The following is a 24,454-nucleotide window of genomic DNA, read 5'->3' on the forward strand; positions in this document are numbered from 1 at the left end:
GTTCACCCATAGTCTCTGCGGCGTGGCGCAACCGACTTGACGGGGCGTCATGTCCGGGGGGACTACAGGGATCTGGGGGGATCTTTTGCTCACGTCCATCGTCATCGCCACTGTCTCGATGGCCCTGTTCGGGATGGCTGCGTTCACTCTGTGGTGGCAGATGCACGCGTGGCGCACGCCCGAAGTGCTCGCCTCCACCCGGTTCAGCAGACCGGACGGCGCCGCACACGTGTCGTTCTCGCTGCTCCTGCCGGCCCGCCACGAACAGGCGGTCCTCGACCACACCGTCCAGCGGCTGCTGGAGTCCAGCCACACCGACTTCGAGATCATCGTCATCGTGGGGCACGACGACCCCGAGACCACCGCGGTGGCCGAACGCGCCGCCGCACGCGACCCACGGGTCCGGGTCGTCGTCGACACCCATGAGAAGAAGAACAAACCGCGCGCCATGAACACCGCGCTGCCGCGCTGCCGGGGAGCCGTCGTCGGGGTCTTCGACGCCGAGGACCAGGTCCATCCCGAGCTGCTCGCCCACGTCGACCACGCCTTCCGCACCACCGGCGCCGACGTCGTGCAGGGCGGCGTCCAGCTGATCAACTTCCACTCCAGCTGGTACAGCCTGCGCAACTGCCTCGAATACTTCTTCTGGTTCAGGTCCCGGCTGCATCTGCACGCCCAGAAGGGGTTCATACCGCTCGGCGGCAACACCGTCTTCGTCCGCACCGACGTCCTGCGCGCGGCCGGCGGCTGGGACCCGGACTGCCTCGCCGAGGACTGCGACCTCGGTGTCCGGCTCTCCTCGGTCGGCAAGAAGGTCGTCGTCGCCTACGACTCCGCGATGGTCACCCGCGAGGAGACACCCGGCAGCCTGATGTCGCTGCTGAAGCAGCGCACCCGCTGGAACCAGGGGTTCCTCCAGGTCTACCGGAAGAAGGACTGGCACCGGCTGCCGCGCTTCGAGCAGCGGTTGCTGGCCCGCTACACCCTCATGACACCGTTCCTCCAGGCGTTCTCCGGCGTGATCATCCCGCTCAACGTGGCCGTCGCCCTCTTCCTCGACGTGCCCGTCGGGATCGCCTTCGTCACCTTCCTGCCGGCCCTCACCGCCCTCGTCACCTTCGTCTTCGAGGTCGTCGGACTGCACGACTTCGGGGCCCAGTACGGGCTGCGGGTGCGCACCGTCCACTACCTCAAGCTGGTCCTGGGCGGTCCCGCCTACCAGGTGCTGCTCGCCGGAGCCGCCATCCGCGCCGTCTGGCGCGAGCAACGCGGGCGCACCGACTGGGAGTTGACCACGCACACCGGCGCGCACCTCAGCGGCGCTGCCGTGACCCGAGACCTCCGAGAGGACGTCCCCGCGTGACCTCCACCCTCCCCGCGGCGACCGCTCCCCAGGTCCCCGCGCAGCGCACTCCCGCGCCCGAAACCGCCCCGCCCGAGCGCCCCGCCGCACCCGGCGGGCTCCGGGCGGCCCGCCCCGACCTGCTGCTGTGCGGCGCGCTCCTCGTCGTCATCCTGGTCGTGCAGGGCTGGAACATCGCCGACTACCCGGCCCTCAGCGACGACGAGGGCACCTACCTCGCGCAGGCCTGGGCGGTCCAGCAGGGCAGCGGCCTCGCCCACTACACCTACTGGTACGACCACCCGCCGCTCGGCTGGATACAACTCGCCCTGCTCACCTGGATACCCTCGGTGCTCAGCCCGGGTTCGATGACCGTCGGCACCATGCGCACGGTGATGCTGCTGGTCAGCGCGGTCAGCGCGATCCTCCTCTACCTGCTGGCCCGGCGGCTGTCGCTGCCCCGCTGGGCCGCCGCCCTCGCCATGGCCCTCTTCGGCCTCTCGCCGCTGTCGGTCGTCCTCCAGCGCGAGATCTTCCTCGACAACCTCGCCGTGCTGTGGACGCTGCTGGCGTTCACCCTGGCCGCCTCCCCGAGCCGCCACCTCTGGCACCACTTCGCGGCGGGCGTCGCCGCGGCCGTCGGCGTCCTCACCAAGGAGACGATGCTCGTCGTCCTGCCCGCGCTGCTGCTCACCATGTGGCGGCACAGCCACCGCGACACCCGCAAGTTCGCCCTCACCGGCGCGGTCACCGCCTGCACCCTGATCGGCTTCCTGTACCCCCTGTTCGCCCTGCTGAAGGGCGAGTTGGTGCCCGGCAGCGGCCATGTCTCGCTCTGGGACGGCATCACCTACCAGATGACGAGGCCCGGCTCCGGCTTCATCCTCGACCCCGGTTCCGGCTCCTACGGGGTGCTGCACTCCTGGCTGTACTACGACCGCGTCCTGCCGCTCGGCGGGCTGCTCGGCGCGGTCCTGCTGCTGGTCACCTGGCGCTGGTCGGTCACCGCCCGCGCGCTCGCGGGCCCCGCCCTCACGATCGCGATCCTCGCCGCCCTCGCCCTGCGCCCCGACGGCTATCTGCCCGCCATGTACGTCATCCAGGCGCTGCCGTTCCTCGCCCTGGTGCTGGCGGGCGGCGCCGCCTCGGTCGCCCACGGGGTGCTGCGCCGCCGGCGGACGGAGCGGGAGGCGCGGTACGTCACCGCGGGACGCCATGTCGTCGCCGTCGCCCTGGCGCTCGCGGCCGCCGCCTACACCGTGCCGAGCTGGTACGACGGCGCCCGCACCGCCGTCACCACCGACGCCAACGCCCCCTACCGGGCCGCCGCCGGCTGGCTGGCCTCGGAGGTCGAGGAACCGCGCGACACCCGGGTCCTCGTCGACGACGCGCTCTGGCTCGACCTGGTGCACGCCGGGTACCGGCCGGGACTCGGCGTCATCTGGTTCTACAAGGCCGACCTCGACCCGGCGGTCACCAGGACCATGCCGCGCGGCTGGCGCGACCTCGACTACGTGGTCGCCTCCCCGACGGTACGGCGCGACGCGGCCGACCTGCCCCATGTCCGGGCCGCCATCGACCACTCCACCCCGGTCGCCGTCTTCGGCACCGGACCCGACCGCATCGAGATCCGGCAGATCCAGCCGGCCTCCGGAGGCGTCCGATGACCCACGAACACGCTGCCGTGCCGGGCGAGTTGACGGACCCGGCGGGGTCAGGGGGCGCGCTGGCCGAGCCGGGCGCCGTCACCCTCGTCGTCCCCACCTTCAACGAGTCCGCGAACATCCGCGAACTCCTGCGCCAGATAGCCGAGTCGGTGCCGTCCCGGCTGCCCTGCGAGGTCGTCTTCGTCGACGACTCCACCGACGACACCCCGGACGTGATCCGGGAGGCCGCCCGGCACTGCCCGTTCCCGGTGACCGTCCTGCACCGGGCGGAGCCCGTCGGCGGCCTCGGCGGCGCGGTCGTCGAGGGGCTGCGGGCGGCCACCTCCGAGTGGATCGTCGTCATGGACGGCGACTGCCAGCATCCCCCGTCCCTGGTACCGGAGTTGGTCGCCACCGGGGAACGCACGGGCGCCGGGCTCGTCGTCGCCTCGCGCTACATCGAGGGCGGCAGCAGGGCCGGACTCGCCGGCGGCTACCGGGTCGCCGTCTCCCGCGCCGCGACCTGGCTCACCAAGTCCCTCTTCCCGCGCGGGCTGCGCGGCATCAGCGACCCGATGAGCGGCTTCTTCGCGATCCGCCGCGCCGACATCACCGCCGACACCCTCAAGCCGCTCGGCTACAAGATCCTCCTGGAACTCGCCGTCCGCGGCAGGCCGGACCGGGTCGGCGAGGTGCCGTTCGTCTTCCAGGACCGGTTCGCGGGACACTCCAAGTCCGGCGCGCGCGAGGGGTTACGGTTCCTGCGCCATCTGATCGGGCTGCGCACCGCCTCCCCGGCCGCCCGCCTGATCGGCTTCGGCCTGATCGGCGCCTCCGGGTTCCTGCCCAACCTGCTGGGCCTGTGGGCCCTCACCCGCGCCGGACTGCACTACGTACCGGCCGAGATCGCCGCCAACCAGCTCGGCGTCGCCTGGAACCTCGTCCTCATCGAGCACCTGCTGTTCCGCGACCGCAGGGGACACCGCCGCTGGTGGGACCGGGCCTGCCGGTTCGCGCTGCTCGCCAACGCCGACCTGGTGCTGCGCATCCCGCTGATCGCGCTGCTCGTGCACCGGTTCGGGATGGGCGCGCTCGGCGCGACCGCGCTCGCCCTGGCCATCACGTTCGTGCTGCGCTTCGTCGGGACCGAAGCGCTGGTCTACCTCCCGCGCAGGGGGCGCGGGGGAAGCACCGCAGCGAGGAGAGCCGTGTGAGGAAGAGATCTGTCCGCACCCACCGCAGAAGGACCGCGCTGGTCGGGGTGGGGGCCCTGACCGCCGGTCTGCTCCTGACCGCGCCGCAGCAGGCCGCCGCCGCCAACCTGGTCGTCAACGCCGGGTTCGAGACGGCCGGACCCGACGGCATGCCGTCCTGCTGGGAGCGGTCCGGCTGGGGCGACAACGACTTCGCCTTCGAGACGACGAGCGACGCCCACAGCGGCGCGAAGGCGATGAAGGTGACGCTGACCCGCCGCGTCGACGGCGACCGCAAGGCCCTGATCACCGAGTCCGCCGCATGCGCGCCGGTGGTCGCCGCGGGCAGGCAGTACGACCTGTCGCTCTGGTACCGCTCGACCACCCCGGACGCCAACGTCACCCTGTTCCGGCACGACAGCACGGCCGGCTGGCAGTACTGGACGGACCTCAAGACGCTGGACATGCAGGGGAGTTGGACCGAGGCCACGGTCCGCACCCCGGAGGTGCCGGCCGGCACCGACCGGATCACCTGGGGCGTCTCCGTCTACGGCACCGGCTCGGTGACCACCGACGACTACACGATGGAACAGGTCGCGACAGTCACCCCGCCGGCCGGCTGCACCGCCACCGCGGCCGAGTGCGCCGACGGCCGCTGGGAGGTGCTGCCCACCCGCAACCCGGTCCGCTCGATGCACTCCGTCGTCCTGAGCAACGGCAAGGTGCTGCTGATCGCGGGCTCAGGCAACAGCGAGGAGAACTTCGCCGCGGGCACCTTCACCTCGGCGGTCTACGATCCCGCCGCCGGCACCTACAAGGTCATCCCCACGCCGAAGGACATGTTCTGCGCCGGGCACGTCCAGCTCCAGGACGGCCGGGTGCTGGTGATGAGCGGCAACCAGGCGTTCCCCGCGGCCGACGGCTCGCACGGCTACGAGGGCTACAAGGACTCCTACCTCTTCGACCCGGCCACCGAGACCTACAGCAGGACCAACGACCTCAACGACGGCCACTGGTACCCGTCGGCGACCGAGCTGGGCAACGGCGACGTCATCTCGTTCGGCGGACTGCGCGAGGACTCCACCGGGTCGGTGACCGCCGAGTACTGGAAGGACGCCGAGCAGCGCTGGCTGCCGCTGTGGCAGGTCAACCAGACCTGGTCCTACTGGGGCCTGTACCCGTCGATGATCCTGATGCAGGACGGCCGCCTCTTCTACTCGGGCAGCCATGTCTTCGGCAACAACATCCCCGGCACCGGTTCGGCGATCTACGACTACGACGCCAACACCGTCACCCAGGTGCCGGGACTGCGGGCCAAGGACGAGCGGGACCAGTCGGCGAGCGTGCTGCTGCCCCCGGCGCAGGACCAGCGGGTGCTGACCCTCGGCGGCGGCAACATCGACTCCAACCCGGAGGCGGGCCGCCTCACCGACGTCATCGACCTCAAGGCCGCCGACCCCGCCTATGTCGCCGGGCCCCCGATCCCGCAGGGCACCGTCGACCTCGGCGCGGGCCCGGTCCCGCAGACCGGCGACCAGGGCAAGATGTACGTCTCCGCCGTGCTGCTGCCCGACGGCACGGTCCTGGAGACCGGCGGCGCGCTGCACAACCGCGCCGACCCGGTCCGCGAGACGTCGATCTACGACCCGGCGACCGGCACCTTCGACCCGGTGGCCGCCGACCCGGAGGCCCGGGGCTACCACTCGTCCGCGTTCCTGCTGCCCGACGGCCGGGTGATGACCACGGGCGACAACCCGGGCAACGGCACCTGGAACCACGCCGTGTCGCTGTACACCCCGCCGTATCTGCTCAAGGGGCCCCGCCCGGCCATCACTTCGGTGATCGACACGGAGTGGACGTACGGCGACACCCAGCGCATCACCGTCGACCGGCCGATCGCCAAGGCCGAGTTGATCCGCCCGGCCGCCGTCACCCACTCCTCCGACCCCAACCAGCGGTTCGTCGACCTGCCGCTGTCGGTGGACCCGGAGAACAGCGGTGACGCCGGCACCGTCGACCTGAACGTCACGAGCAACCCCGACCTGGCCCCGCCCGGCTGGTACATGCTGTTCGCGGTCGACGCGAACGGCGTGCCGTCGGTGGCGAAGTGGGTGCACCTCCAGGGCCCCAAGGCGCTCGCCGCCCCGGAGGCCGCCGCGCACGTCCACTCCTTCGCGGACTCGCTGACCGGCAAGGTCGAGGGGCCGCGGAAGAAGCGGACCTCGCAGCCGGTCCCGGTCACCGTCGCGGGCTGCGACCGGCACTACGGCACGGTCAACGTGTGCGTGCCGACCGCGTTCCCCGCGGAGGTGAAGCGGACGGCGGCGGCCCGCTGCGGCTGGCTGAAGAGGAACCACTACGGGCGGCTGAGGGTGAACGGCGGTGACGACCCGCTCGGCCTCGACCGCGACCGGGACGGCGTGGCGTGCGGGACGGCGGACGTGCGCGGGAGATGACCGGCGCCCCGGCGGCGGTAGGCACCCGCCGCCGGGGGCCGATTCCCTTGTCAGGAACCGCCGTTGATCGAGCCGCTGATCTGTCAGCCGCCGCTGTCGATCGAGCGGGTGGTCTGTCAGCCGCCGCTGTCGATCGTGCCGCCGGTCTGTCAGCCGCCGCTGTTGATCGAGCCGGTGATCGCCGCGTCGGTGTTCCCGCGCGCGGCCCTTTCACCCGCCCTGCGGGCCTGTTCGTCGGTGGCGCCCCGGCCGTAGGCGGCCAGCATGGCCGCGTCGCGACGCTGCGCGACCTGCTCGGCCCGCCGGGCCCTGATTCCGCTGAAGAAGGACGAGAGAGACATGACGGTCGCGCTACCCGCGATACCCGACGGCAAACAGGACGGCGGCGCCGCTCACCCCGCGAACCGGTCGAGGGCGCGCGCCACGATCGTCTCCAACTGCTCGTGGTGGGCGCCCTTCCAGTAGGCGCGGCCGCACGCACCGCACCGCGCGAAGACGTCGAACGAGCGCCGGGTGCCGCCCGCGAGCTGGTCGGCGACCTCCTCCTTGGTCGCCGCGCGCAGCAGGCCGTTGCAGGCGGTGCAGCGGGTCCAGGGGGCCAGTTCGGGGCGGAACCGGTCAAGGACGTCGTGGAGTTGGGCGTCGGGGTCGGTGGAGTAGACGTAGCCGCCCGCCCACAGTTCACGCCGGTGCAGCAGACCGCGGTCCCGGCTGAGCAGCACCCGCCGCTGCTCGGCCGAGCGGGCGGCGAGGGCCGGGTCGCCGATGTCCGTCGACTCGTAGGCGCTGTCCACGCCGAGCAGCCGCAACCGGCGGGCGAGGGTGCCGAGATGGACGTCGAGGAGGAAGCGGAGCGGGGCGCCGGGCACCCGCTGGGGGCGCTCGACGGGCCGGACGGTGACGGACTCGCCGGCCGCCGGGATGTGTCCGGCCGTCACCTCGCGGCCGTCCACGAGCAGGGCGCCCACCTCGGTCAGCGGCACCCCGAGGGACTCCACGACATGGCCGAGGGTGGCCTTGCCGTCGACGGTGAGGGCGGTGGCTCCGCTGCGGCGCGCGTGCGGCACGAACAGGGCGAGTTCGGGGGCGACTTCGACGTGGATCTCGGGTCCGTTCACCCGGTCAGGATGGCACGCGGGACGGTGCCTGGCTCAGGAATTCGGGGCGGGCGGCGGGTGGGCGCAGCCGTCGAGGGCGCGGTCCACGAGGTCGGTGAGGTCGTCCCGGAACCCGTGCTCCGCCCAGTACAGCGGGACCTCCATCAGACCGCCGAGCAGGGACATGGTGAAGACCCTGACCTCCAGGCGGTCCTGGCCCTGGCCCGCGCGTTCGGCGACGGCCTCGGAGAGCAGGTGGCCGGTGGCCGACACCGTCTCCAGGAGCCGGGCGCGGACGGCGGGCACCTCGGCGAGCAGCCGGCCGCGCAGCCGGGTCACCTCGGGCCCTTCGGCGGTGCCGAGGTCGACGGCGGTGCGCAGCACGTGCCGCAGCGAGGTCTGCCACGGCTCGTCGGCGGGACGCGCCCGCAGCGCGTCGAGGAGCCGCCCGGCGTGCTCGTGGGGCAGGACGATGTCCTCCTTGCCCGCGAAGTACCGCGACACCGTCGAGGGGGACACCTCGGCCAGGGCGGCGATCTGCTCGATCGTCGTGGCGTCGTAGCCCTGCCGCTCGATCAGCGCGTACGCGGCCGAGCGGATCGCCTCCCTGGTCTTGATCTTCTTCCGCTCGCGCAGGCCCGGCCGGGGGCGGTCGGTGGGGGCTGTGGGGTGCGCGGCGGTCATGGGGCCATTGTCGGGCATCCGGCGTCGGGGGCGGCCACGCCGTGCGGCCACGGAGACGGCCGGGCGGCGGCCGGTGGGCGGGTCGGGGCACGGAAGAGGGCCACGGCCGCTCGGCCGTGGCCCTGACGGGGGAGGGGCGGGCGGTCACCCGTGCTGGTACGCCACCAGGGAGATCCCGACGTAGTGGACGACGAACGCGGCCAGCGTCAGCGAGTGGAAGACCTCGTGGAAGCCGAACCAGCGCGGGGAGGGGTTGGGCCGCTTGATGCCGTAGACGACCCCGCCCGCGCTGTAGAGCAGTCCGCCCACGATCACCAGGACGAGGACGGCGATGCCGCCGGTGCGCATGAAGTCGGGCAGGAAGAAGACGGCCGCCCAGCCCATCGCGATGTAGCAGGGGGTGTAGAGCCAGCGCGGCGCGCCGACCCAGAAGACCCGGAAGGCGATGCCGGCCGCGGCGGCGGCCCAGATGCCCCAGAGCACCGCCTGCCCCTTCGCGCCGGGCAGCAGCAGCATCGTCAGCGGGGTGTAGGTGCCCGCGATGATCAGGAAGATGTTGGCGTGGTCGAGGCGGCGCAGCACGCCGTCCATCCGCGGACTCCAGTCGCCCCGGTGGTACAGCGCGCTCACGCCGAAGAGCAGGCACGCCGTGAGGACGTAGATCCCGCAGGCGATCCGGCCCCGGGAGGAGTCGGCGAGGGCGGTCAGCACCAGTCCGGCGACCAGAACGGCCGGAAACATACCCAGGTGCAGCCAGCCTCGGAGCTTCGGCTTCACCGGGTGCGGCAGGGAGAGCGCGGTGGGACCGCGGCCGACGGGCGGCTGGTCCGTGGGCGCGTCAGGGGCGGACGCAGTCATGCCCGCATCGTACCTACGGAACCGTAAGTTACGGGTCAACAACGGCTGGGGCCGACGAAGAGTGGCCATCGTCTCACGGTAGTTGGCGCGGGTGCCCGCCGCGTCAGGGTGGCACCAAGGGACCTTCAGGTGAACCCAACGCGCACGCAAAGGAACGCTCCGAAACGTTCGGGTACGTGGCGATCCTCACTCCGCTCAAGTGTGAGGCCCTCTGGACAGATGGGCGGACGCGTCGGATGATCAAATGAGTGCGGTCGGCACCGGATGAGCGCAGAGGGTTCACGTGCAGCGAACCAGCGTGGTGGCATCCGGGTCGCAGCCCCCACGGGGCCTCCAACAAAAAATCCCTCATCTAGGAGCAATCGTGGCGCGCGACAACGCGGCTCCCTCCGTCGTCCCCACCCACCACAAAGAACTGATCTCGTGGGTCAACGAGATCGTCGAACTGACCCAGCCGGACCACGTGGTGTGGTGCGACGGATCCGAGAGCGAGTACGAGCGCCTGTGCGGGGAGCTCGTGGCCAAGGGCACCTTCAAGCGGCTCGACCCGGTCAAGCGCCCCAACTCCTACTACGCGGCCTCCGACCCCACCGACGTCGCGCGGGTCGAGGACCGGACGTTCATCTGCTCCGAGCGGGAGGAGGACGCGGGTCCCACCAACCACTGGAAGGACCCCGCCGAGATGCGCGAGGTCTTCCGCGGCAAGGAGGGCCGCGGCGGTGTCTTCCGCGGCTCGATGCGCGGCCGGACGATGTACGTCGTCCCCTTCTGCATGGGCCCCCTCGGCTCCCCGCTCTCCGCGCTCGGCGTCGAGATCACCGACTCGGCCTACGTCGCCGTCTCGATGCGCACCATGACCCGCATGGGCCAGGCCGTCCTGGACGAACTGGGCACGGACGGGTTCTTCGTCAAGGCCGTCCACACCCTCGGCGCCCCCCTCCAGGAGGGCGAGGCCGACGTGCCGTGGCCGTGCAACCCGACCAAGTACATCTCGCACTTCCCCGAGAGCCGCGAGATCTGGTCCTACGGCTCCGGCTACGGCGGCAACGCCCTGCTCGGCAAGAAGTGCTACGCCCTGCGGATCGCCTCCGTCATGGCCCGCGACGAGGGCTGGCTCGCCGAGCACATGCTGATCCTCAAGCTGACGCCGCCGCGCGGCGAGTCCCGGTACGTCGCCGCCGCCTTCCCGAGCGCCTGCGGCAAGACGAACCTCGCCATGCTGGAGCCCACCGTCCCCGGCTGGACCGTCGAGACCATCGGCGACGACATCGCCTGGATGCGGTTCGGTGCGGACGGCCGCCTCTACGCCATCAACCCCGAGGCCGGGTTCTTCGGCGTCGCGCCCGGCACCGGCGAGCACACCAACGCCAACGCGATGAAGACCCTCTGGGGCAACTCCGTCTTCACCAACGTCGCCCTCACCGACGACAACGACGTCTGGTGGGAGGGCATGACGGAGCAGACCCCCGAGCACCTCACCGACTGGAAGGGCAACGACTGGACGCCCGCCGACGGCGTCCCGGCCGCCCACCCCAACGCCCGCTTCACGGTGCCAGCCGCCCAGTGCCCGACCATCGCGCCCGAGTGGGAGGACCCCAGGGGCGTGCCGATCTCCGCGATCCTCTTCGGCGGTCGCCGCGCCTCCGCCGTCCCGCTGGTCACCGAGTCCTTCGACTGGAACCACGGCGTCTTCCTCGGCGCCAACGTGGCCTCGGAGAAGACCGCAGCCGCCGAGGGCAAGGTCGGCGAGCTGCGCCGCGACCCGTTCGCCATGCTGCCGTTCTGCGGCTACAACATGGGCGACTACATGGGCCACTGGATCGACGTCGCCAAGGGCAAGGACCAGGCGAAGCTCCCGAAGATCTACTACGTCAACTGGTTCCGCAAGAACGACGCGGGCCAGTTCGTGTGGCCGGGCTTCGGCGAGAACAGCCGCGTCCTGAAGTGGATCGTCGACCGCCTCGACGGCCGCGCGGAGGGCGTCGAGACCCCGATCGGCGTGCTGCCCGCGCCGGGCGCCCTGGACACCGACGGCCTCGAACTGCCCGACGAAGACCTGGAGTTCCTGCTCACCGTGGACCAGGAGATCTGGCGCGAGGAGGCCGCCCTGATCCCCGGCCACCTCGACACCTTCGGCGAGCACACCCCGAAGGAGCTGTGGGACGAGTACCGCGCGCTGGTGCGGCGCCTGGGCTGACCCCGTCCCGCGAGACTCCGCGGCCGGCCCGGATGTGCCCTGACCAGCGATCGTCACGGCCGGCCGCGGTGCACCACCCGAAGACCGGCGAGGCCCCGTACAACGGCGTGCGGGGCCCGGGGCCGTCGCCGGGGTTCCCGTCCGCCCCGACGGGACCCCGGTGGCGGCCCTTCGCCCGTGCCCGCCCACGCCGCCGGGTCGGGGCAACGCGCCCCGCGCGGCGGTGAGTTCGGCGGGTCCTCCGGCCGCGATCGGAAAAAAGAGGGACGACGGTTCCGTGCGTGGCCGCCATGATGGGCGGATGGGCGACGAGGTGCCGATCAGCGACGAGGAGCGCCGGCTGCTGGCCGGCTGGGCCGCCGACTGCGCCGAACGGGTGCTGCCGCTGTTCGAGAAGGCGGCTCCCGGCGACCCGCGTCCGCGTGCCGCGCTCGACGCGGTCCGGCTCTACGTGCGCGACGGGCGGCGGACCGGCGCGCTGCGGTCGGTGGCCTGGGCGGCGCAGAAGGCGGCGGGCGAGGCCGGGGACCCGGCGGCCGCCGCGGCGGCCCGCGCCGCCTGCTGCGCGGCGGCGACCCCGTATCTGCATCCGCTGGCCACCCCGCACCAGTCGCGGCACATCCTGGCGCCCGCCGTCCACGCGGCCCGCGCCCGCGACCTGGCGCACGGGCGGGGAGCGGCGACGGAGGCGGGGGACGACGAGATCCGCGACGCGATCGAGCGGTGCCCCGCGCCGGTCCGTGAGCTGCTCTCCCGGATGCCGCCGCGGAATCCGGGCCGCGGTCGCCCGGACACGCTCTACCACCGGCTGGACGGCGCGCTGCGGGGCCGAGACCCGCGCCGGTGAGGGTGGCGCCCGGTGCGCGTGCCGTACGGCGCGCGCGAACCGGGGCCGTCGGGGGAGACCCGGGTGGGGTCAGCGGGCGGCGAGGGCCTGCGGGTGCAGGGCCGCCGCGTGGGCGTCGATGCGTTCGGCGGAGAGGATGGCCGCCGCCGTGTCCGCGCGGGACGCCGCCACGACCAGGGCCCGTCCGGCGAGCGCCTGCGCCCGCTGGTGGAGCACGGTCGGGTCGAGGGCGTCCGCGGGGGCGGTGAGCCTGGCCGGTGCGGGTCCTCCGCGCAGCCGGGCGACCTGCCCGGCGAGCCGGTCCGCCGCCGTGTCCAGCTCGGTGGACGGGGCGCTCGCGCGCAGCTCGTCGGTGACGGCCAGCAGCGCCGCGAGGTGCCCCGCGAGCTGGATGTCCAGCTCCTCCTCGCGGGAGCGGTGCGGGAAGTCGGAGGGCCTGCCGGCCGTCGTGCTGTGGACCGACTTGGTGCGGATCGGTTCGTACATGGGACGGCCTCCAGTGCGGTGACAGGAAACCATCCTAGCTTAGATTTCGTCTAAAGTTATGCGCTTCACAAAGCCGGACCGCTCACCTACGGAGCGTGAGACTCACGGCTGGCCGTAGCCGTCGAGGAAGTGCGCGATCCGCCCGACCGCGTCCCGCAGGTCCCCGACCGACGGCAGGGTGACGACCCGGAAGTGGTCGGGCTCCGGCCAGTTGAAGCCGGTGCCCTGGACGACCATGATCTTCTCGCGGCGCAGCAGGTCGAGCGCCATCCGCCGGTCGTCCTTGATCTTGAACGTCTTCGGGTCGAGCCGCGGGAAGAGGTACAGCGCCCCCTTCGGCCGCACGCAGGTCACGCCCGGGATCTGGGTCAGCAGCTCGTAGGCGGTGTCGAGCTGCTCCTTCAGCCGGCCGCCGGGCAGCACCAGGTCGTCGATGGTCTGGCGCCCGCTGAGCGCGGCGACCACGCCGTGCTGGCCCGGCATGTTGGCGCACAATCGCATGTTCGCCAGGATCGTCAGGCCCTCGATGTAGGAGTCGGCGTGCGCGCGCGGCCCGGAGATCGCCATCCAGCCGACCCGGTAGCCGGCCACCCGGTACGCCTTCGACATGCCGTTGAAGGTGAGGGTGAGCAGGTCGGGGGCGACCTTGGCGGTCGGGGTGTGGGTGGCGCCGTCGTAGAGGATCTTGTCGTAGATCTCGTCGGAGCAGACCAGCAGGTTGTGCCGGCGGGCGATGTCGGTGAGCCCCTTGAGGACCGTCTCGTCGTACACCGCGCCCGTGGGGTTGTTGGGGTTGATGATGACGATCGCCTTGGTGCGGTCGGTGACCTTGCGCTCGACGTCCGCGAGGTCGGGCATCCAGTCGGACTGCTCGTCGCAGCGGTAGTGGACGGCGGTGCCGCCGGAGAGCGAGACGGCGGCCGTCCACAGGGGGTAGTCGGGGGCGGGGACGAGGACCTCGTCGCCGTCGTCGAGCAGGCCCTGCATGGCCATCACGATCAGCTCGGAGACGCCGTTGCCGACGAAGACGTGCTCGACGTCGGTCTCGATGCCGAGGGTCTGGTTGTGCATGACGACCGCGCGACGGGCGGCCAGCAGTCCCTTCGCGTCGCCGTAGCCGTGGGCGGTGGAGACGTTGCGGAGGATGTCCTCCAGGATCTCCGGGGGGCACTCGAAGCCGAACGCGGCCGGGTTGCCGGTGTTCAGCTTGAGGATGCGGTGACCGGCCGCTTCCAGCCGCATCGCCTCATCGAGGACCGGCCCGCGGATCTCGTAACAGACGTTGGAGAGCTTGGTCGACTGGATCACCTGCATGTCTGGGAGCTTACGGCCCGGTAACGCACCTCGCGTCGTGTTTTCCGCCACGCGAGGTGTCCGCGGCCCGGAGCGGGCCCTCTCCGCCGGGTCCGGATATGACGGGTTCACGCCAGCTATGTGACCGGAAACCGCGCCTTGTCCCACCCCCTCGTCACCACAACAATGCACATGACAATTCCGGGGTGGCCGGACGATCTCCGGCCGCCCGCGTCCACGAGGGGACCCCACATGCGCAAGCCTCTCCTTGCCGCGCTCGCCACCCTGGCCGTCGCCGGGGCCACCGTGGCACCCGCGGTCGCCGCACCACAGGCCGCGGCAGTGACCGTCGACTTCGCCGGCATCGTCTCGCTCAGCAACTGTTCCGGCTCGGTCATCCGCTTCCCCGGCTCCACGGACACCGCGCCCGCGCTGGTGATGACCAACGGCCACTGCCTGGAGACCGGCTTCCCGAGCGCGGGCCAGGTCATCACGGGCCAGTCGTCGAGCCGCACCTTCGGGCTGCTGAACTCGGCGGGCACCACCGTCGCCACGCTCCGCGCCAACCAGGTCCTCTACTCGACCATGACCGACACGGACGTGACGATCTACCGCACCACCACCACCTACGCGGCGATCAAGAGCGCGTACGGGATCAGCCCGCTCACCCTCAGCGCCACCCACCCGACCGCGGGTACCGCCATCAAGGTCGTCTCCGGGTACTGGAAGACGATCTACAGCTGCAACATCGACGGGTTCGTCTACCGCCTCAAGGAGGGCAGCTGGACCTGGAAGGACTCGGTCCGCTACACCTCCGCCTGCAACACCATCGGCGGCACCTCGGGCTCCCCGGTGATCGACACCAGCACCGGGCAGGTCGTCGCCGTCAACAACACGGGCAACGAGGACGGCGCGAGCTGCACGGTCAACAACCCGTGCGAGGTCGACGCGAACGGCACGGTGACCGTCCGCAAGGGCATCAACTACGCCGAGGAGACCTACAACATCCCCGCCTGCTTCACCTCGGCCAACGCGCTGAACCTCAGCGCCGCCGCCTGCACCCTGCCCAAGCCGTAGCCGGGCGCGGCTACCGGGGGGTGCGGCGGACCGAGCGGCCCGCCAGGACGTCGGTGCGGCGGCCGTCCTCGATCACGGGACGGCCGTCCACCAGGACGTGCGGGATGCCCACCGGCAGGGTGCGCGGCCGCTCGAAGGTGGACCCCGCCGCGACCGTCGCCGGGTCGAACAGGACCAGGTCGGCGCGGTAGCCCTCGCGCACCAGGCCCCGGTCGGGCAGCCGCAGCCTGGCCGCGGGCCGCGACGTCAGACGGGCCACGCACTCCTCCAGCGAGAGGACGCCCAACTCCCGTACGTAGTGGCCGAGATAGCGCGGGAAGGTGCCGTACGCGCGCGGGTGCGGCTTGCTGCCCTGGAGGATGCCGTCCGAGCCGCCGGTGTGCACCGGGTGCCGCATGATCGCCCGGACGTTCTCCTCGTGGCCGACGTGCTGGAGGATCGTCGGGCCGAGCCGGTCCTCGACGAGCAGCCGGCGCGCCGTCGTCCACGGGGACTCGCCGCGCAGGTCGGCCGACTCCTGGACGGTGCGGCCCACGTACGGCGCCAGCGCCTCGCTGCCCACGCCCGAGATCTCCACGGTGTCCCACTCGATGGGCACACCGTGGCAGCCGTCGGCGCCGACCACCTCCAGATCGTGGCGGATCCGCTCGGCCGCCGCCGGGTCGGCCAGCCGCCGCAGGATCGCCTCGGGGCCGCCCTCGCTCGCCCAACTGGGCAGCATCGCCACCAGGGTGGTGCAGCCCGGGGTGTACGGGTAGGTGTCGAGGCTGATGTCCGCGCCCGCCGCGAGAGCGGTGTCCAGCAGGGCGAGGAGTTCGGGCGCGCGGCCCTTGTTCACCCCGAAGTTCATCGTGGCGTGCGCCAGATGGAGGGCGCAGCCCGCCTCCCGGGTCAGCGCCACCATCTCCTCGTACGCCTCCAGGGCGCCCGCGCCGTAGGAGCGGTGGTGCGGGCAGTAGTAGCCGCCGTAGGACGCCACCACCCGGCACAGCTCGGTGAGTTCGGCGTCCCGTGCGTACATGCCGGGCGTGTAGGTGAGCCCCGACGACAGGCCGACCGCGCCCTGTTCGAGGCCCTCCGCGACCAGGGCGCGCATCCGCTCCAGCTCGGCGGGGGTCGCCGCGCGGTCCTCCCAGCCGACGGCCAGCATCCGGACCGTGCCCTGCGGGATCAGATAGGCCGCGTTGACCGCGATGCCCCGGTCGAGGCGGTCGAGGTACTCGCCGACCGACCGCCAGTCGAAGTCGATGTCGTCGCCCGAGCCGTTCCAGCCGGTGATGGTGGAGCGCACCTCGGCGAGGGTGCGGTCGTCGACGGGCGCGTACGAGAGACCGTCCTGGCCGAGGACTTCGAGGGTGACGCCCTGCGCGGCCTTGGCGCTGTGGTCGGGGTCGCGCAGCAGGGCCAGGTCGCTGTGCGCGTGCATGTCGATGAAGCCGGGCGACAGGACCAGGCCCGCCGCGTCCAACTCCCGCCGCGCGCCCGGCCGTCGGCGGCCCGCCGCGGCCGCCTCACGGACGATCTCGACGATCCGCCCCTGGTCGACCACCACATCGGCGCGGTACGACGGGCCACCGCCGCCGTCCACGACGTCGGCGCCCCTGATGACGAGTTCCCGCACGGCCTGCCTCCTAGAAGAACGTGCGGAGGTAGTCGACGACCGTGCCGTCGGCCTCCGTCACCGGGATCAGCTGCCACTTGTCGAAGGACGTGCACGGGTGGGAGAGGCCGAGGCCGACCCAGTCGCCGACGTCGATCCGCGCGTCGGGCCCGGTGCGCAGCCAGGCGTGCTGGTCGGAGAGGCCGGTGACCTCGATGCCGTCGGCCGGCCGCTCGCCGCCGTCCGCGCGCACCACCTGGGCGACCGGCAGGTCCAGGTCGTAGGCGGCGTCCCGCTTGCCCGCGTTGGTGAACGCCTGCTCGGCGGAGGGCCTCGACACCACCTGCGTCCAGAGCCGGAACGCCGGTTCCAGCGCGCCCTCCTCGGGCACCCGGTTGAACGGGGTGAGCCTGCGGTAGTGGCCGTCGTCGTGCGAGACGTAGGCGCCCGAACGCAGCAACTTCAGCACCGGCAGGGAGAGTTCGGGGATCTCGGCGAAGACCTCGGCGACCGCGTCGAACCAGGCGCTGCCGCCCGCGCTCACCACGACCTCCTCGGCGCCCGCGAACCGGCCGGCCCGGTCGAAGTCGGCGGCCAGCGCGACCAGTCGGCGCAGATAGGCGGCCACCCGCTCCGGGTCCGCGCCCGGCACCTCGCCCTCGTAGCCGGCCACCCCGGTCAGCCGCAGGGTGCGGGTGGCGGCCACCGCGTCGGCGACGGCCGCGCACTCGGCCTCGGTCCGCACCCCGGTGCGCGCGCCGTCACCCGCGGCGAGTTCCACGACGACGTCCAGCGGCCGGACGGCGCCGGACAGCGCCGCGTCCATCAGCCGCACGCCGCGCACCGAGTCGACGTAGCAGACCAGCCGGAAGTCCGGGTCGGCGTCCTGCTCGGCGGCGATCCAGGCGAGGGCGGCCGGGTCGACGAGTTCGTTGGCGAGGAACACCCTTCGCACCCCGAACGCGCGGGCCACCCGCACCTGGTGGGGGACGGCGAGGGTGATGCCCCAGGCGCCGCGCTCGATCTGCCGCTGGAAGAGCCGGGGCGCCATGGAGGTCTTGCCGTGCGGGGCGAACAGCAGGCCGTGGCGGGCCGCGTACCGCTCCATGAGCGCGAGGTTGTGTTCGAGGCGCTCGGCGGAGAGGGCCAGCACCGGGGTGGTGAAGCCGCCGGTGAACAGGTTGCGGCGCTGGGCGGTCAGCTCGCCCACGGTCAGCCCTTCGGCGTCCGGCGGGAGGCCCTTGAAGCGGTGGTCGACGCGTTCCTCGGCGAGCCGGTCGAGCGCCTCGGCACTCATGGAGCCTCCCTGAAGGGGTCGGTGGCCTCTGTTGCATCTTCTGCAACGTTCATTGCGTATGTCGCTCACCGCTGTCTAACATCCCAGCCAACCCCGGGTCAACGGAAGCAGCCGAGACCCGCGAGCACGAGGAGCGACGACCATCGTGACCACCGCCGGACCCCCCACCGCCGCCCCCGACGTGGTCGACGTGGTGACGCTCGGCGAGTCCATGGTCACCTTCCTGCCCACCCGGCCCGGCCGCCTCGCCGACGTCCCCTCCTGGGACCGCGCCATCGGCGGCGCCGAATCCAACGTCGCCTGCGTCCTGGCCGCCGCAGGACACTCCGTGCGCTGGGTCAGCCGGGTCGGCGCCGACGGCTTCGGCGACCACCTTGTGGAACGGATCGCCTCCTGGGGCGTCGACACCCGCCACGTACCACGCGACCCCGCCCGCCCCACCGGCATCTACTTCCGCACCGCGGGCGACCGCGCCGACGACACCCACGAGGTCGCCTACTACCGGGCCGGCTCCGCCGCCTCCGCGATGTCCGCGACCACCCTCGACCTCACCGCCGTCCGCGCCGCCCGCGTCCTGCACCTCTCCGGCATCACCGCCGCCCTCTCCGCCGACTGCCGCGCCCTGCTGCACACCCTGACCGCGCCCGCCGCCGGCCGCCCGCTGCTCTCCTTCGACGTCAACCACCGCCCCGGCCTCTGGCCGGACCGGGCCGAGGCCGGCACCGTCCTGCGCGACCTGGCCCGCCGCTGCGACCTCGTCTTCGTCGGCGACGACGAGGCCAGGGACGCCTGGGGCATCGAAGGACCCGACGCCGTCCGCAGGGCCCTGCCCGAACCCCGCACCCTCGTCGTCAAGGAAGGCGCCCGCGGCGCCACCGTCTTCCACGACGCGGGCGTCACCTCCGTACCCGCCCTCGACGTCGACGTCGTCGCCGCCGTCGGCGCGGGCGACGCCTTCGCCGCCGGGTTCCTCTCCGCCACCCTGCGCGACCTGCCCGTCCGCGACCGCCTCCGGCACGGCCACCTGACGGCCGCCGCCGCCCTCACCGTCCCCGGCGACCTCGCCAGGCCGCCCGCCCGCGGCCACGCCGACCGGCTGGCCGCCCTCGACGACACGGCGTGGGGGACACTTCGACTCGGCCCCGGCTGGACCACCGCAGCCGACGACGACCGGGCCGACCAGGAGGTACGTACGCCATGAGCCAGACCGTCGACCGCGCGCTCAGCATCCTGCCGCTGCTCGCCGAGGGCCCCGCAGACCTCGGCAAGGTCGCCGACCGGCTCGGCGTCCACAAGTCCACCGCCCTGCGGCTGCTGCGCACCCTGCACGAACACGGCCTGGTCTACCGCCAGTCCGACCAGCGCTACCGGCTCGGCGCCCGGCTCATCGCCCTCGCCCAGGAGGCGATGGAGAACCTCGACATCCGCGAGATCGCCCACCCCCACCTCGTCCGCCTCAACGAGCAGTGCGGACACACCGTCCACCTCGCCGTCCACGAGGAGCACGAGGTCCTCTACATCGACAAGGTGGAGAGCCGCTACCCGGTGCGGATGTACTCCCGGATCGGCAAACCGGTCGCGATCACCGTCGCCGCCGTCGCCAAACTCCTGCTCGCCGACCTCCCCGAGAGCGAACGCAGGACCCGCGCCGAACAGCTCGACTACCCCCTCTACACCGCCCGCTCCACCCCCAACGCCCCCGCCTTCCTGCGGGAGTTGGAGAAGGTGCGGGACCAGGGATGGGCCACCGACCTCGGCGGCCACGAGGAGTCCATCAACTGCGTCGCGGCCCCCATCCGCGGCGCCGACGGCAAGGTCGCCGCCGCCATGTCGGTCTCCGCGCCCAACGTCGTCGTGACCGCCGACGAACTCCTCACCCTGCTCCCGCTGGTGCGCCGCACCGCCGACGCCATCAGCGGCGAGTACTCGGGCCGCACCCCCGTCACCGACCCCGCCCACCCGAACCACCGCAGCGACGAACCCTCGACGAAGGACCCGGAATGACCGACAAGACCGCCCTCACCCCCGCGACCCACACCACCCCGCCCGCGAAGTTCTCGCACGGCGTGCGCAAGGGCAACATCCTCCAGGTCGCGGGCCAGGTCGGCTTCCTGCCCGCCGAAGCGGGCAAGGCCCCCACCCCGGCAGGCCCCACCCTGCGCGAACAGACCCTCCAGACCCTCGCCAACGTCAAGGCGATCCTGGAGGAGGGCGGCGCGAGCTGGGACGACGTGATGATGATCCGCGTCTACCTCACCGACGTCGACCACTTCGCCGAGATGAACGCCCTCTACAACACCTACTTCGAGGAGCAGGCGCTCACCGCCCCGCCCGCCGCCCGCACCACCGTCTACGTCGGCCTCCCGGCGGGCCTGCTCATCGAGATCGACGCGCTGGCCGTCCTCGGCTGACCCGCGGCCCCCGCGTCACACTCCCCACCCCGCACCGCAGTACGGCACGGCGTCCCGGACCTCCCGGGGCGCCGTGCCGCGATCCGCCCTGCCCGAAAGCTTCATGCCCCCACGAAGAGGACCCCCATGCCCCTCCCGCTCGCCGCACCCGCCGCCCCCGAAGCCCCACCCCACACCGGCGGACTGCTCCTGCTCATCGACGGCACCGCAGGACTGCTCACCATCGCCGCCCTCGGCATCGCCCTGCTGCTCGTCCTCATCATCAAGGCCAGGCTCCAGCCGTTCGTCGCGCTGCTCGCCGTCTCCATAGCCGTCGGCCTGATGGCCGGCCTCTCCGTCACCGAACTCTTCGGCACCGTCCAGCGCTCCGACGCCGTCTCCACCATCGAGTCCGGCATGGGCGGCATCCTCGGCCATGTCGCCATCATCATCGGCCTCGGCACCATGCTCGGCGCGATCCTCGAAGTCAGCGGCGGCGCCGAGGTGCTGGCCTCCCGGCTGCTGCGCCTCTTCGGCGAGAAACGCGCCCCCCTCGCGATGGGCCTCACCGGCCTCATCTTCGGCATCCCGGTCTTCTTCGACGTCGGCATCTTCGTCCTCGCGCCGATCGTCTACGCCGCCGCCAAACGCTCCGGCAAGTCGATCCTGCTCTACTGCCTGCCGCTGCTCGCCGGACTCTCCATGACCCACGCCTTCCTGCCCCCGCACCCCGGCCCGGTCGCCGCCGCGGGACTCCTCCACGTGGACCTCGGCTGGGTCATCCTCATGGGCGTGGTCTGCGGCATCCCCGCGGTCCTCGCCGCCTGGGCGTACTCCGCCTGGATCGGCCGGCGCATCTTCGTGCCCGTGCCGCAGGACATGGTCGAGGCCGCCGACGAGGCCAGACGAGCCGTCCTCGACGAGCAGCGCGCCGCGGGCGACGGCACCGCGCCCCGCGAACACCCGGTGCCGCTCGGCACGGTCCTCGGCATCATCGGCACGCCCCTGGTGCTGATCCTCGCCGCCACCTTCTCCTCGATCGCCCTCGACCCATCCACCGGCCGCTCGGTCGTCGAGTTCTTCGGCCACCCCTTCGTCGCCCTGACCATCGCCCTGCTGCTCGCCTACTACCTGCTCGGCATCAGGCGCGGCTGGTCCCGCGCGTCCCTGGAGAAGGTCTCCACCTCGTCGCTCAAGCCGGTCGGCAACATCCTGCTCGTGGTCGGCGCGGGCGGTGTCTTCGGCGCCGTCCTCAAGGCGAGCGGCGTGGCCCAGGCGCTCTCCGACACCTTCCACGACGTGGGCCTGCCGGTGCTGGTCCTCGCCTATCTGATCTCCCTGGTGCTGCGGGTCGCGCAGGGCTCGGCGACGGTCGCGATCGTCACGACGGCCGGGATCGTGGCCCCGCTGCTCGCGGCGGGCGACCACTCGCAGGCGTTCGTCGCGCTCGTCATCATGGCGATCTCGGCGGGTTCCATCTTCGCCTCGCACGTCAACGACGGCGGCTTCTGGATGGTCGCCAAGTACTTCGGCATCAGCGAGCGCGACACCCTCAAGACCTGGACGGTCCTCGAGTCGGTGCTGTCCGTCGCGGGCTTCGCGGTGGCGGCCGTGCTCAGCGTCTTCGTGTAGGTACCGCCGTCCGGGTGCCGTCGTGTAGGCGTCTGATAACGAAGTTGGGGCTGGCTGTGCCCGGCACAGGATCTTCGACCATACTGCCCGCTGTGGAGCAGCGCATAGGTTCGAGCAGCCAGCCCCTGGAGGGCGCCGGATTCGACCCGGCTTTCATCCCCGGGCTCACGTCGCCCTCGTCCGCCGGGAAGGCGACGGGGAAGCCGACGGAGGCCGAGACCGAAGCCGAGGCCGCCCAGGACACCGAGGAGGAACACCCCGAGGACGTGAGCAGCGAGGACGGGAGCCGCGAGTCGGACGTCCGGTCCGCCGTGGAGCCCGAGGAGCCCGTGGAGCCCGAGGAGCCCGTGGAGCCCGAGGACGCCGTGCCCGCGGGTGACGAGGCCGTCGAAGGGCCCGTCTTCGAGGCGTCCGACCGCCGCGCGCGGATCGTCGCCGACCACCGGGGCGTCCGGCTCTCCCTCGACGACCAGGCGTGCGAATTCCGCTGGGACGAGATCGGCGCCGTCGAGACGGAGTCGCCCCGCTTCGGCAAGCGCTTCACGATCACCGTCCACACCCCGGACCGCCGCTGGTACCCGATCGAGATCGAGGCGAAGTCCAGGGCGCGGTTCGACGAGTGGGACCGGGAGTTGGACGCCGTCCTCGACACGTACTTCGAGGACGGCGCCGCGGAGACGGAGCCCGACTCCGGGCCCGAGCCCGACTCGGAGCCCGGGATCGACCCCGCCGCCGAGGACGGCCCGGAGGCCGAAGTCGACGCCGGGGAGGGCGAGTCGGAGGAGAACGCCAAGAACCCCGCGAACCCCGAGAACCCCGCGGACTCCGCGAAGCCCGGGAAGCCCGGCAAGGCTCAGGAGCCCGGGAAGGAGTAGCTAGCCGCAGTACTGGGCCTCCTTGCCGATGGCCCGGTACATGCAGTCGGCGTTCTCCAGGAGTTGCAGTACGGCGTCCTCGTTGCGTGAGGTCTCCCGCTCGATCACCTCGTCGGGCGGGTAGAACCCGCCGCCGCCCGAGCGCGGGTACATCTCGAAGGTGTACGAGAAGATCCGGTGCACGCCCCACAGGTAGTCGTCGATCGAGCCGTCCGTGATGTACAGGTCGCTCGACTGCTCAGCGGTGTACCCGTTGCTCGCGGCCATCTTCTGGCCGACCGTGCGGAAGGCGTTGTAGTCGTCCGCCGTCATGCCGGTGGTGGTGTCCGAGTACGTGTACCCGAAGGGCCACAGCACCAGTTCGCTGTAGGTGTGGAAGTCGATGCCCGCGGTGATCTGCTGCTTGCCGCCGACCACCCGGCCGCGCACGAAGTCGGCGACGACCTTCACCTCGGGCGCGGACTCGGCGGCCGCACCGCGGTAGGTCTCGGAGGACGCGGAGCCCGAAGACCCGCCGCAGCAGCCCCACTTGTGGTTCCAGTTGCGGTTGAGGTCCGTACCGACCGCGGTGGAACCGGAGTTGGGCTGCCGGTTCTTGCGCCAGGACCGGTAGGAGCCGGTGGCGATGTCGTACTCGCCGCCGTCCGGGTTGAGGTCGGGCACGATCCAGATCTCGCGGCTGTCGACCAGGCCGGTGATCCGTGGGTCGCTGCCGTACCCGGCGCCCAGCTCCCGCAGCAGGTACAACGCCATCTCGACGGTGAGGTGTTCACGGGCGTGCTGGTGGAACGTGAAGAGGACCTCGGGCTCGTTCTCGTCGGTGGCGACGTTGTCGCTGACCTTGATGGCGACGATGTCCCGGCCCTGGTACGACGTGCCGATCACGCGCCGGCTCATGATGCCGGGATAGGCGGCGAGCCGCTGGTCGATCTCGGCGTTCATCTCGGCGTAGTTGTGGTAGCGGGAGTCGGCCGACGGGAAGTCGAACAGGCGCGGTTCGCCGTCCGACCGGTCAGGGGCGGCGCCCACCGGGGCCACCTCGTACCCCTTGGCGCGCAGGGCGCGGATCTGCTCGGCGCGGCCGGAGACGACGACGGTCTCCTCGTCGGCCTCGTCGACGCTCACCCCGGCGGCCGCGATGGCGGTGCGGGTGACCGGGGTGTTGTGGTCGACGTGGATCTCGTACTGGCGGACACCCTCCGCCGAGGGTGCCGTGGGGCGGGCGCCGTCCGCGGACGCGGTGAGGGGGACCGCGAGCGCCAGGGCGAGGAGGGCGGCCAGCAGGCCGGGTCCTCGGGTGCGAAGTCGCATGAATTCTCCTGGTTCTCCGGGTTCCGGGGGTGCCGGAAGCGGGGGAGTGGAGCGGGGGGTGGTTCAGCGACGTGCCGGTGCGGTGCCGCCCATCGTTCTGCTCGTGGCATGAGCAGGTCAAGAGGACGTCAAGGACCCCCAGGTCCACGCCCTCTTGTCCGGCGCACCGCTGT

At 72.1% G+C, this 24,454-nt stretch carries 21 protein-coding genes; 12 read left to right on the top strand and 9 right to left on the bottom strand.

From position 1 onward, the window contains the following. Window positions 1-85 precede the first annotated feature (85 nt). The 4 genes from DDJ31_RS24435 to DDJ31_RS24450 are packed head-to-tail and all read left to right on the top strand — an operon-like array spanning window position 86 to window position 6,637. On the top strand, window positions 86-1,363 hold the full coding sequence (locus DDJ31_RS24435; RefSeq protein ID WP_127178235.1) for a glycosyltransferase: 1,278 nt from the start codon (window positions 86-88) through the stop codon (window positions 1,361-1,363). Further along, the gene (locus DDJ31_RS24440) at window positions 1,360-3,009 is read left to right on the top strand and encodes a phospholipid carrier-dependent glycosyltransferase (RefSeq protein ID WP_127178234.1); all 1,650 of its coding nucleotides are present in this window, start codon (window positions 1,360-1,362) and stop codon (window positions 3,007-3,009) included. The genes DDJ31_RS24435 and DDJ31_RS24440 overlap by 4 nt, the downstream gene beginning before the upstream one ends. Further along, entirely contained in the window at window positions 3,006-4,202 is a 1,197-nt protein-coding gene (locus tag DDJ31_RS24445) for a glycosyltransferase (RefSeq protein ID WP_127178233.1), read from the top strand. Before DDJ31_RS24440 ends, DDJ31_RS24445 begins: the two co-directional genes overlap by 4 nt. Further along, on the top strand, window positions 4,199-6,637 hold the full coding sequence (locus tag DDJ31_RS24450; RefSeq protein ID WP_127178232.1) for a galactose oxidase early set domain-containing protein: 2,439 nt from the start codon (window positions 4,199-4,201) through the stop codon (window positions 6,635-6,637). Before DDJ31_RS24445 ends, DDJ31_RS24450 begins: the two co-directional genes overlap by 4 nt. A gap of 149 nt (window positions 6,638-6,786) precedes the next feature. On the opposite strand, the gene DDJ31_RS24455 is transcribed toward DDJ31_RS24450, so the two are convergent. The 4 genes from DDJ31_RS24455 to trhA form a co-directional block, all read right to left on the bottom strand. After that, a complete protein-coding gene (locus tag DDJ31_RS24455; RefSeq protein WP_127178231.1) occupies window positions 6,787-6,978 on the bottom strand; it encodes a hypothetical protein in 192 nt (63 codons plus the stop codon). Window positions 6,979-7,029: 51 nt separating this feature from the next. Next, complete coding sequence (locus tag DDJ31_RS24460; protein WP_127178230.1) at window positions 7,030-7,755, bottom strand: Mut7-C RNAse domain-containing protein; 726 nt, start codon at window positions 7,753-7,755, stop codon at window positions 7,030-7,032. A 33-nt stretch (window positions 7,756-7,788) separates the two neighbouring features. Continuing rightward, complete coding sequence (locus tag DDJ31_RS24465; RefSeq protein WP_127178229.1) at window positions 7,789-8,418, bottom strand: TetR/AcrR family transcriptional regulator; 630 nt, start codon at window positions 8,416-8,418, stop codon at window positions 7,789-7,791. A gap of 144 nt (window positions 8,419-8,562) precedes the next feature. Next, window positions 8,563-9,276 carry a PAQR family membrane homeostasis protein TrhA gene (trhA, locus tag DDJ31_RS24470; protein WP_127178228.1) on the bottom strand — a complete coding sequence of 238 codons (714 nt, stop codon included), beginning with the start codon at window positions 9,274-9,276 and terminating at the stop codon, window positions 8,563-8,565. 364 nt (window positions 9,277-9,640) lie between these two features. Between trhA and DDJ31_RS24475 the strand changes: the two genes are divergently transcribed. Next, entirely contained in the window at window positions 9,641-11,473 is a 1,833-nt protein-coding gene (locus DDJ31_RS24475) for a phosphoenolpyruvate carboxykinase (GTP) (protein WP_127178227.1), read from the top strand. Window positions 11,474-11,774: 301 nt separating this feature from the next. Beyond that, window positions 11,775-12,320 (top strand): putative immunity protein, encoded by a 546-nt coding sequence (locus tag DDJ31_RS24480; protein ID WP_127178226.1) that lies wholly within the window; start codon window positions 11,775-11,777, stop codon window positions 12,318-12,320. A 69-nt stretch (window positions 12,321-12,389) separates the two neighbouring features. Here the strand turns inward: DDJ31_RS24480 and DDJ31_RS24485 are convergent, their stop codons facing one another. Continuing rightward, a complete protein-coding gene (locus DDJ31_RS24485; RefSeq protein WP_127178225.1) occupies window positions 12,390-12,806 on the bottom strand; it encodes a hypothetical protein in 417 nt (138 codons plus the stop codon). 102 nt (window positions 12,807-12,908) lie between these two features. Then, window positions 12,909-14,120: a pyridoxal phosphate-dependent aminotransferase gene (locus DDJ31_RS24490; protein ID WP_127178224.1), complete on the bottom strand. Its 1,212-nt coding sequence runs from the start codon at window positions 14,118-14,120 to the stop codon at window positions 12,909-12,911. Between the two features lie 231 nt (window positions 14,121-14,351). On the opposite strand from DDJ31_RS24490, the gene DDJ31_RS24495 reads away from it, so the two are divergent. Then, window positions 14,352-15,176: a trypsin-like serine peptidase gene (locus tag DDJ31_RS24495; RefSeq protein WP_127178223.1), complete on the top strand. Its 825-nt coding sequence runs from the start codon at window positions 14,352-14,354 to the stop codon at window positions 15,174-15,176. Window positions 15,177-15,186: 10 nt separating this feature from the next. On the opposite strand, the gene DDJ31_RS24500 is transcribed toward DDJ31_RS24495, so the two are convergent. Next, window positions 15,187-16,797 (bottom strand): N-acyl-D-amino-acid deacylase family protein, encoded by a 1,611-nt coding sequence (locus DDJ31_RS24500; RefSeq protein WP_127178222.1) that lies wholly within the window; start codon window positions 16,795-16,797, stop codon window positions 15,187-15,189. 10 nt (window positions 16,798-16,807) lie between these two features. Then, entirely contained in the window at window positions 16,808-18,073 is a 1,266-nt protein-coding gene (locus DDJ31_RS24505) for an amino acid deaminase (protein ID WP_127178221.1), read from the bottom strand. Window positions 18,074-18,218: 145 nt separating this feature from the next. On the opposite strand from DDJ31_RS24505, the gene DDJ31_RS24510 reads away from it, so the two are divergent. The 5 genes from DDJ31_RS24510 to DDJ31_RS24530 all read left to right on the top strand — a co-directional run bounded on the left by DDJ31_RS24510 (window position 18,219) and on the right by DDJ31_RS24530 (window position 22,970). Beyond that, window positions 18,219-19,274 (top strand): sugar kinase, encoded by a 1,056-nt coding sequence (locus DDJ31_RS24510; RefSeq protein ID WP_127178220.1) that lies wholly within the window; start codon window positions 18,219-18,221, stop codon window positions 19,272-19,274. After that, window positions 19,271-20,077 (top strand): IclR family transcriptional regulator, encoded by an 807-nt coding sequence (locus DDJ31_RS24515; protein WP_127178219.1) that lies wholly within the window; start codon window positions 19,271-19,273, stop codon window positions 20,075-20,077. The genes DDJ31_RS24510 and DDJ31_RS24515 overlap by 4 nt, the downstream gene beginning before the upstream one ends. Continuing rightward, window positions 20,074-20,484: a RidA family protein gene (locus DDJ31_RS24520; protein ID WP_127178218.1), complete on the top strand. Its 411-nt coding sequence runs from the start codon at window positions 20,074-20,076 to the stop codon at window positions 20,482-20,484. Before DDJ31_RS24515 ends, DDJ31_RS24520 begins: the two co-directional genes overlap by 4 nt. A gap of 126 nt (window positions 20,485-20,610) precedes the next feature. Beyond that, window positions 20,611-22,095, top strand: a complete 1,485-nt coding sequence (locus DDJ31_RS24525; RefSeq protein ID WP_127178217.1) for a GntP family permease — start codon at window positions 20,611-20,613, stop codon at window positions 22,093-22,095. 92 nt (window positions 22,096-22,187) lie between these two features. Next, window positions 22,188-22,970, top strand: coding sequence for a hypothetical protein (locus tag DDJ31_RS24530; RefSeq protein ID WP_240678088.1), 783 nt, complete (start codon window positions 22,188-22,190; stop codon window positions 22,968-22,970). On the opposite strand, the gene DDJ31_RS24535 is transcribed toward DDJ31_RS24530, so the two are convergent. Further along, window positions 22,971-24,281: a M14 family metallopeptidase gene (locus DDJ31_RS24535; protein ID WP_127178216.1), complete on the bottom strand. Its 1,311-nt coding sequence runs from the start codon at window positions 24,279-24,281 to the stop codon at window positions 22,971-22,973. Window positions 24,282-24,454: the final 173 nt, after the last annotated feature.

This window comes from Streptomyces griseoviridis (assembly GCF_005222485.1).
Lineage (GTDB): Bacteria > Actinomycetota > Actinomycetes > Streptomycetales > Streptomycetaceae > Streptomyces > Streptomyces hintoniae.

What these genes read in the sequence shown, in the direction of transcription:
- DDJ31_RS24520 (WP_127178218.1), top strand. Translation starts at nt 20,074, where the DNA reads ATGACCGACAAGACCGCCCTCACCCCCGCGACCCACACCACCCCGCCC.
- DDJ31_RS24480 (WP_127178226.1), top strand. Translation starts at nt 11,775, where the DNA reads ATGGGCGACGAGGTGCCGATCAGCGACGAGGAGCGCCGGCTGCTGGCC.
- trhA (WP_127178228.1), bottom strand. Translation starts at nt 9,276, where the DNA reads ATGACTGCGTCCGCCCCTGACGCGCCCACGGACCAGCCGCCCGTCGGC.
- DDJ31_RS24485 (WP_127178225.1), bottom strand. Translation starts at nt 12,806, where the DNA reads ATGTACGAACCGATCCGCACCAAGTCGGTCCACAGCACGACGGCCGGC.
- DDJ31_RS24445 (WP_127178233.1), top strand. Translation starts at nt 3,006, where the DNA reads ATGACCCACGAACACGCTGCCGTGCCGGGCGAGTTGACGGACCCGGCG.
- DDJ31_RS24490 (WP_127178224.1), bottom strand. Translation starts at nt 14,120, where the DNA reads ATGCAGGTGATCCAGTCGACCAAGCTCTCCAACGTCTGTTACGAGATC.
- DDJ31_RS24495 (WP_127178223.1), top strand. Translation starts at nt 14,352, where the DNA reads ATGCGCAAGCCTCTCCTTGCCGCGCTCGCCACCCTGGCCGTCGCCGGG.
- DDJ31_RS24505 (WP_127178221.1), bottom strand. Translation starts at nt 18,073, where the DNA reads ATGAGTGCCGAGGCGCTCGACCGGCTCGCCGAGGAACGCGTCGACCAC.
- DDJ31_RS24515 (WP_127178219.1), top strand. Translation starts at nt 19,271, where the DNA reads ATGAGCCAGACCGTCGACCGCGCGCTCAGCATCCTGCCGCTGCTCGCC.
- DDJ31_RS24465 (WP_127178229.1), bottom strand. Translation starts at nt 8,418, where the DNA reads ATGACCGCCGCGCACCCCACAGCCCCCACCGACCGCCCCCGGCCGGGC.
- DDJ31_RS24455 (WP_127178231.1), bottom strand. Translation starts at nt 6,978, where the DNA reads ATGTCTCTCTCGTCCTTCTTCAGCGGAATCAGGGCCCGGCGGGCCGAG.
- DDJ31_RS24535 (WP_127178216.1), bottom strand. Translation starts at nt 24,281, where the DNA reads ATGCGACTTCGCACCCGAGGACCCGGCCTGCTGGCCGCCCTCCTCGCC.
- DDJ31_RS24525 (WP_127178217.1), top strand. Translation starts at nt 20,611, where the DNA reads ATGCCCCTCCCGCTCGCCGCACCCGCCGCCCCCGAAGCCCCACCCCAC.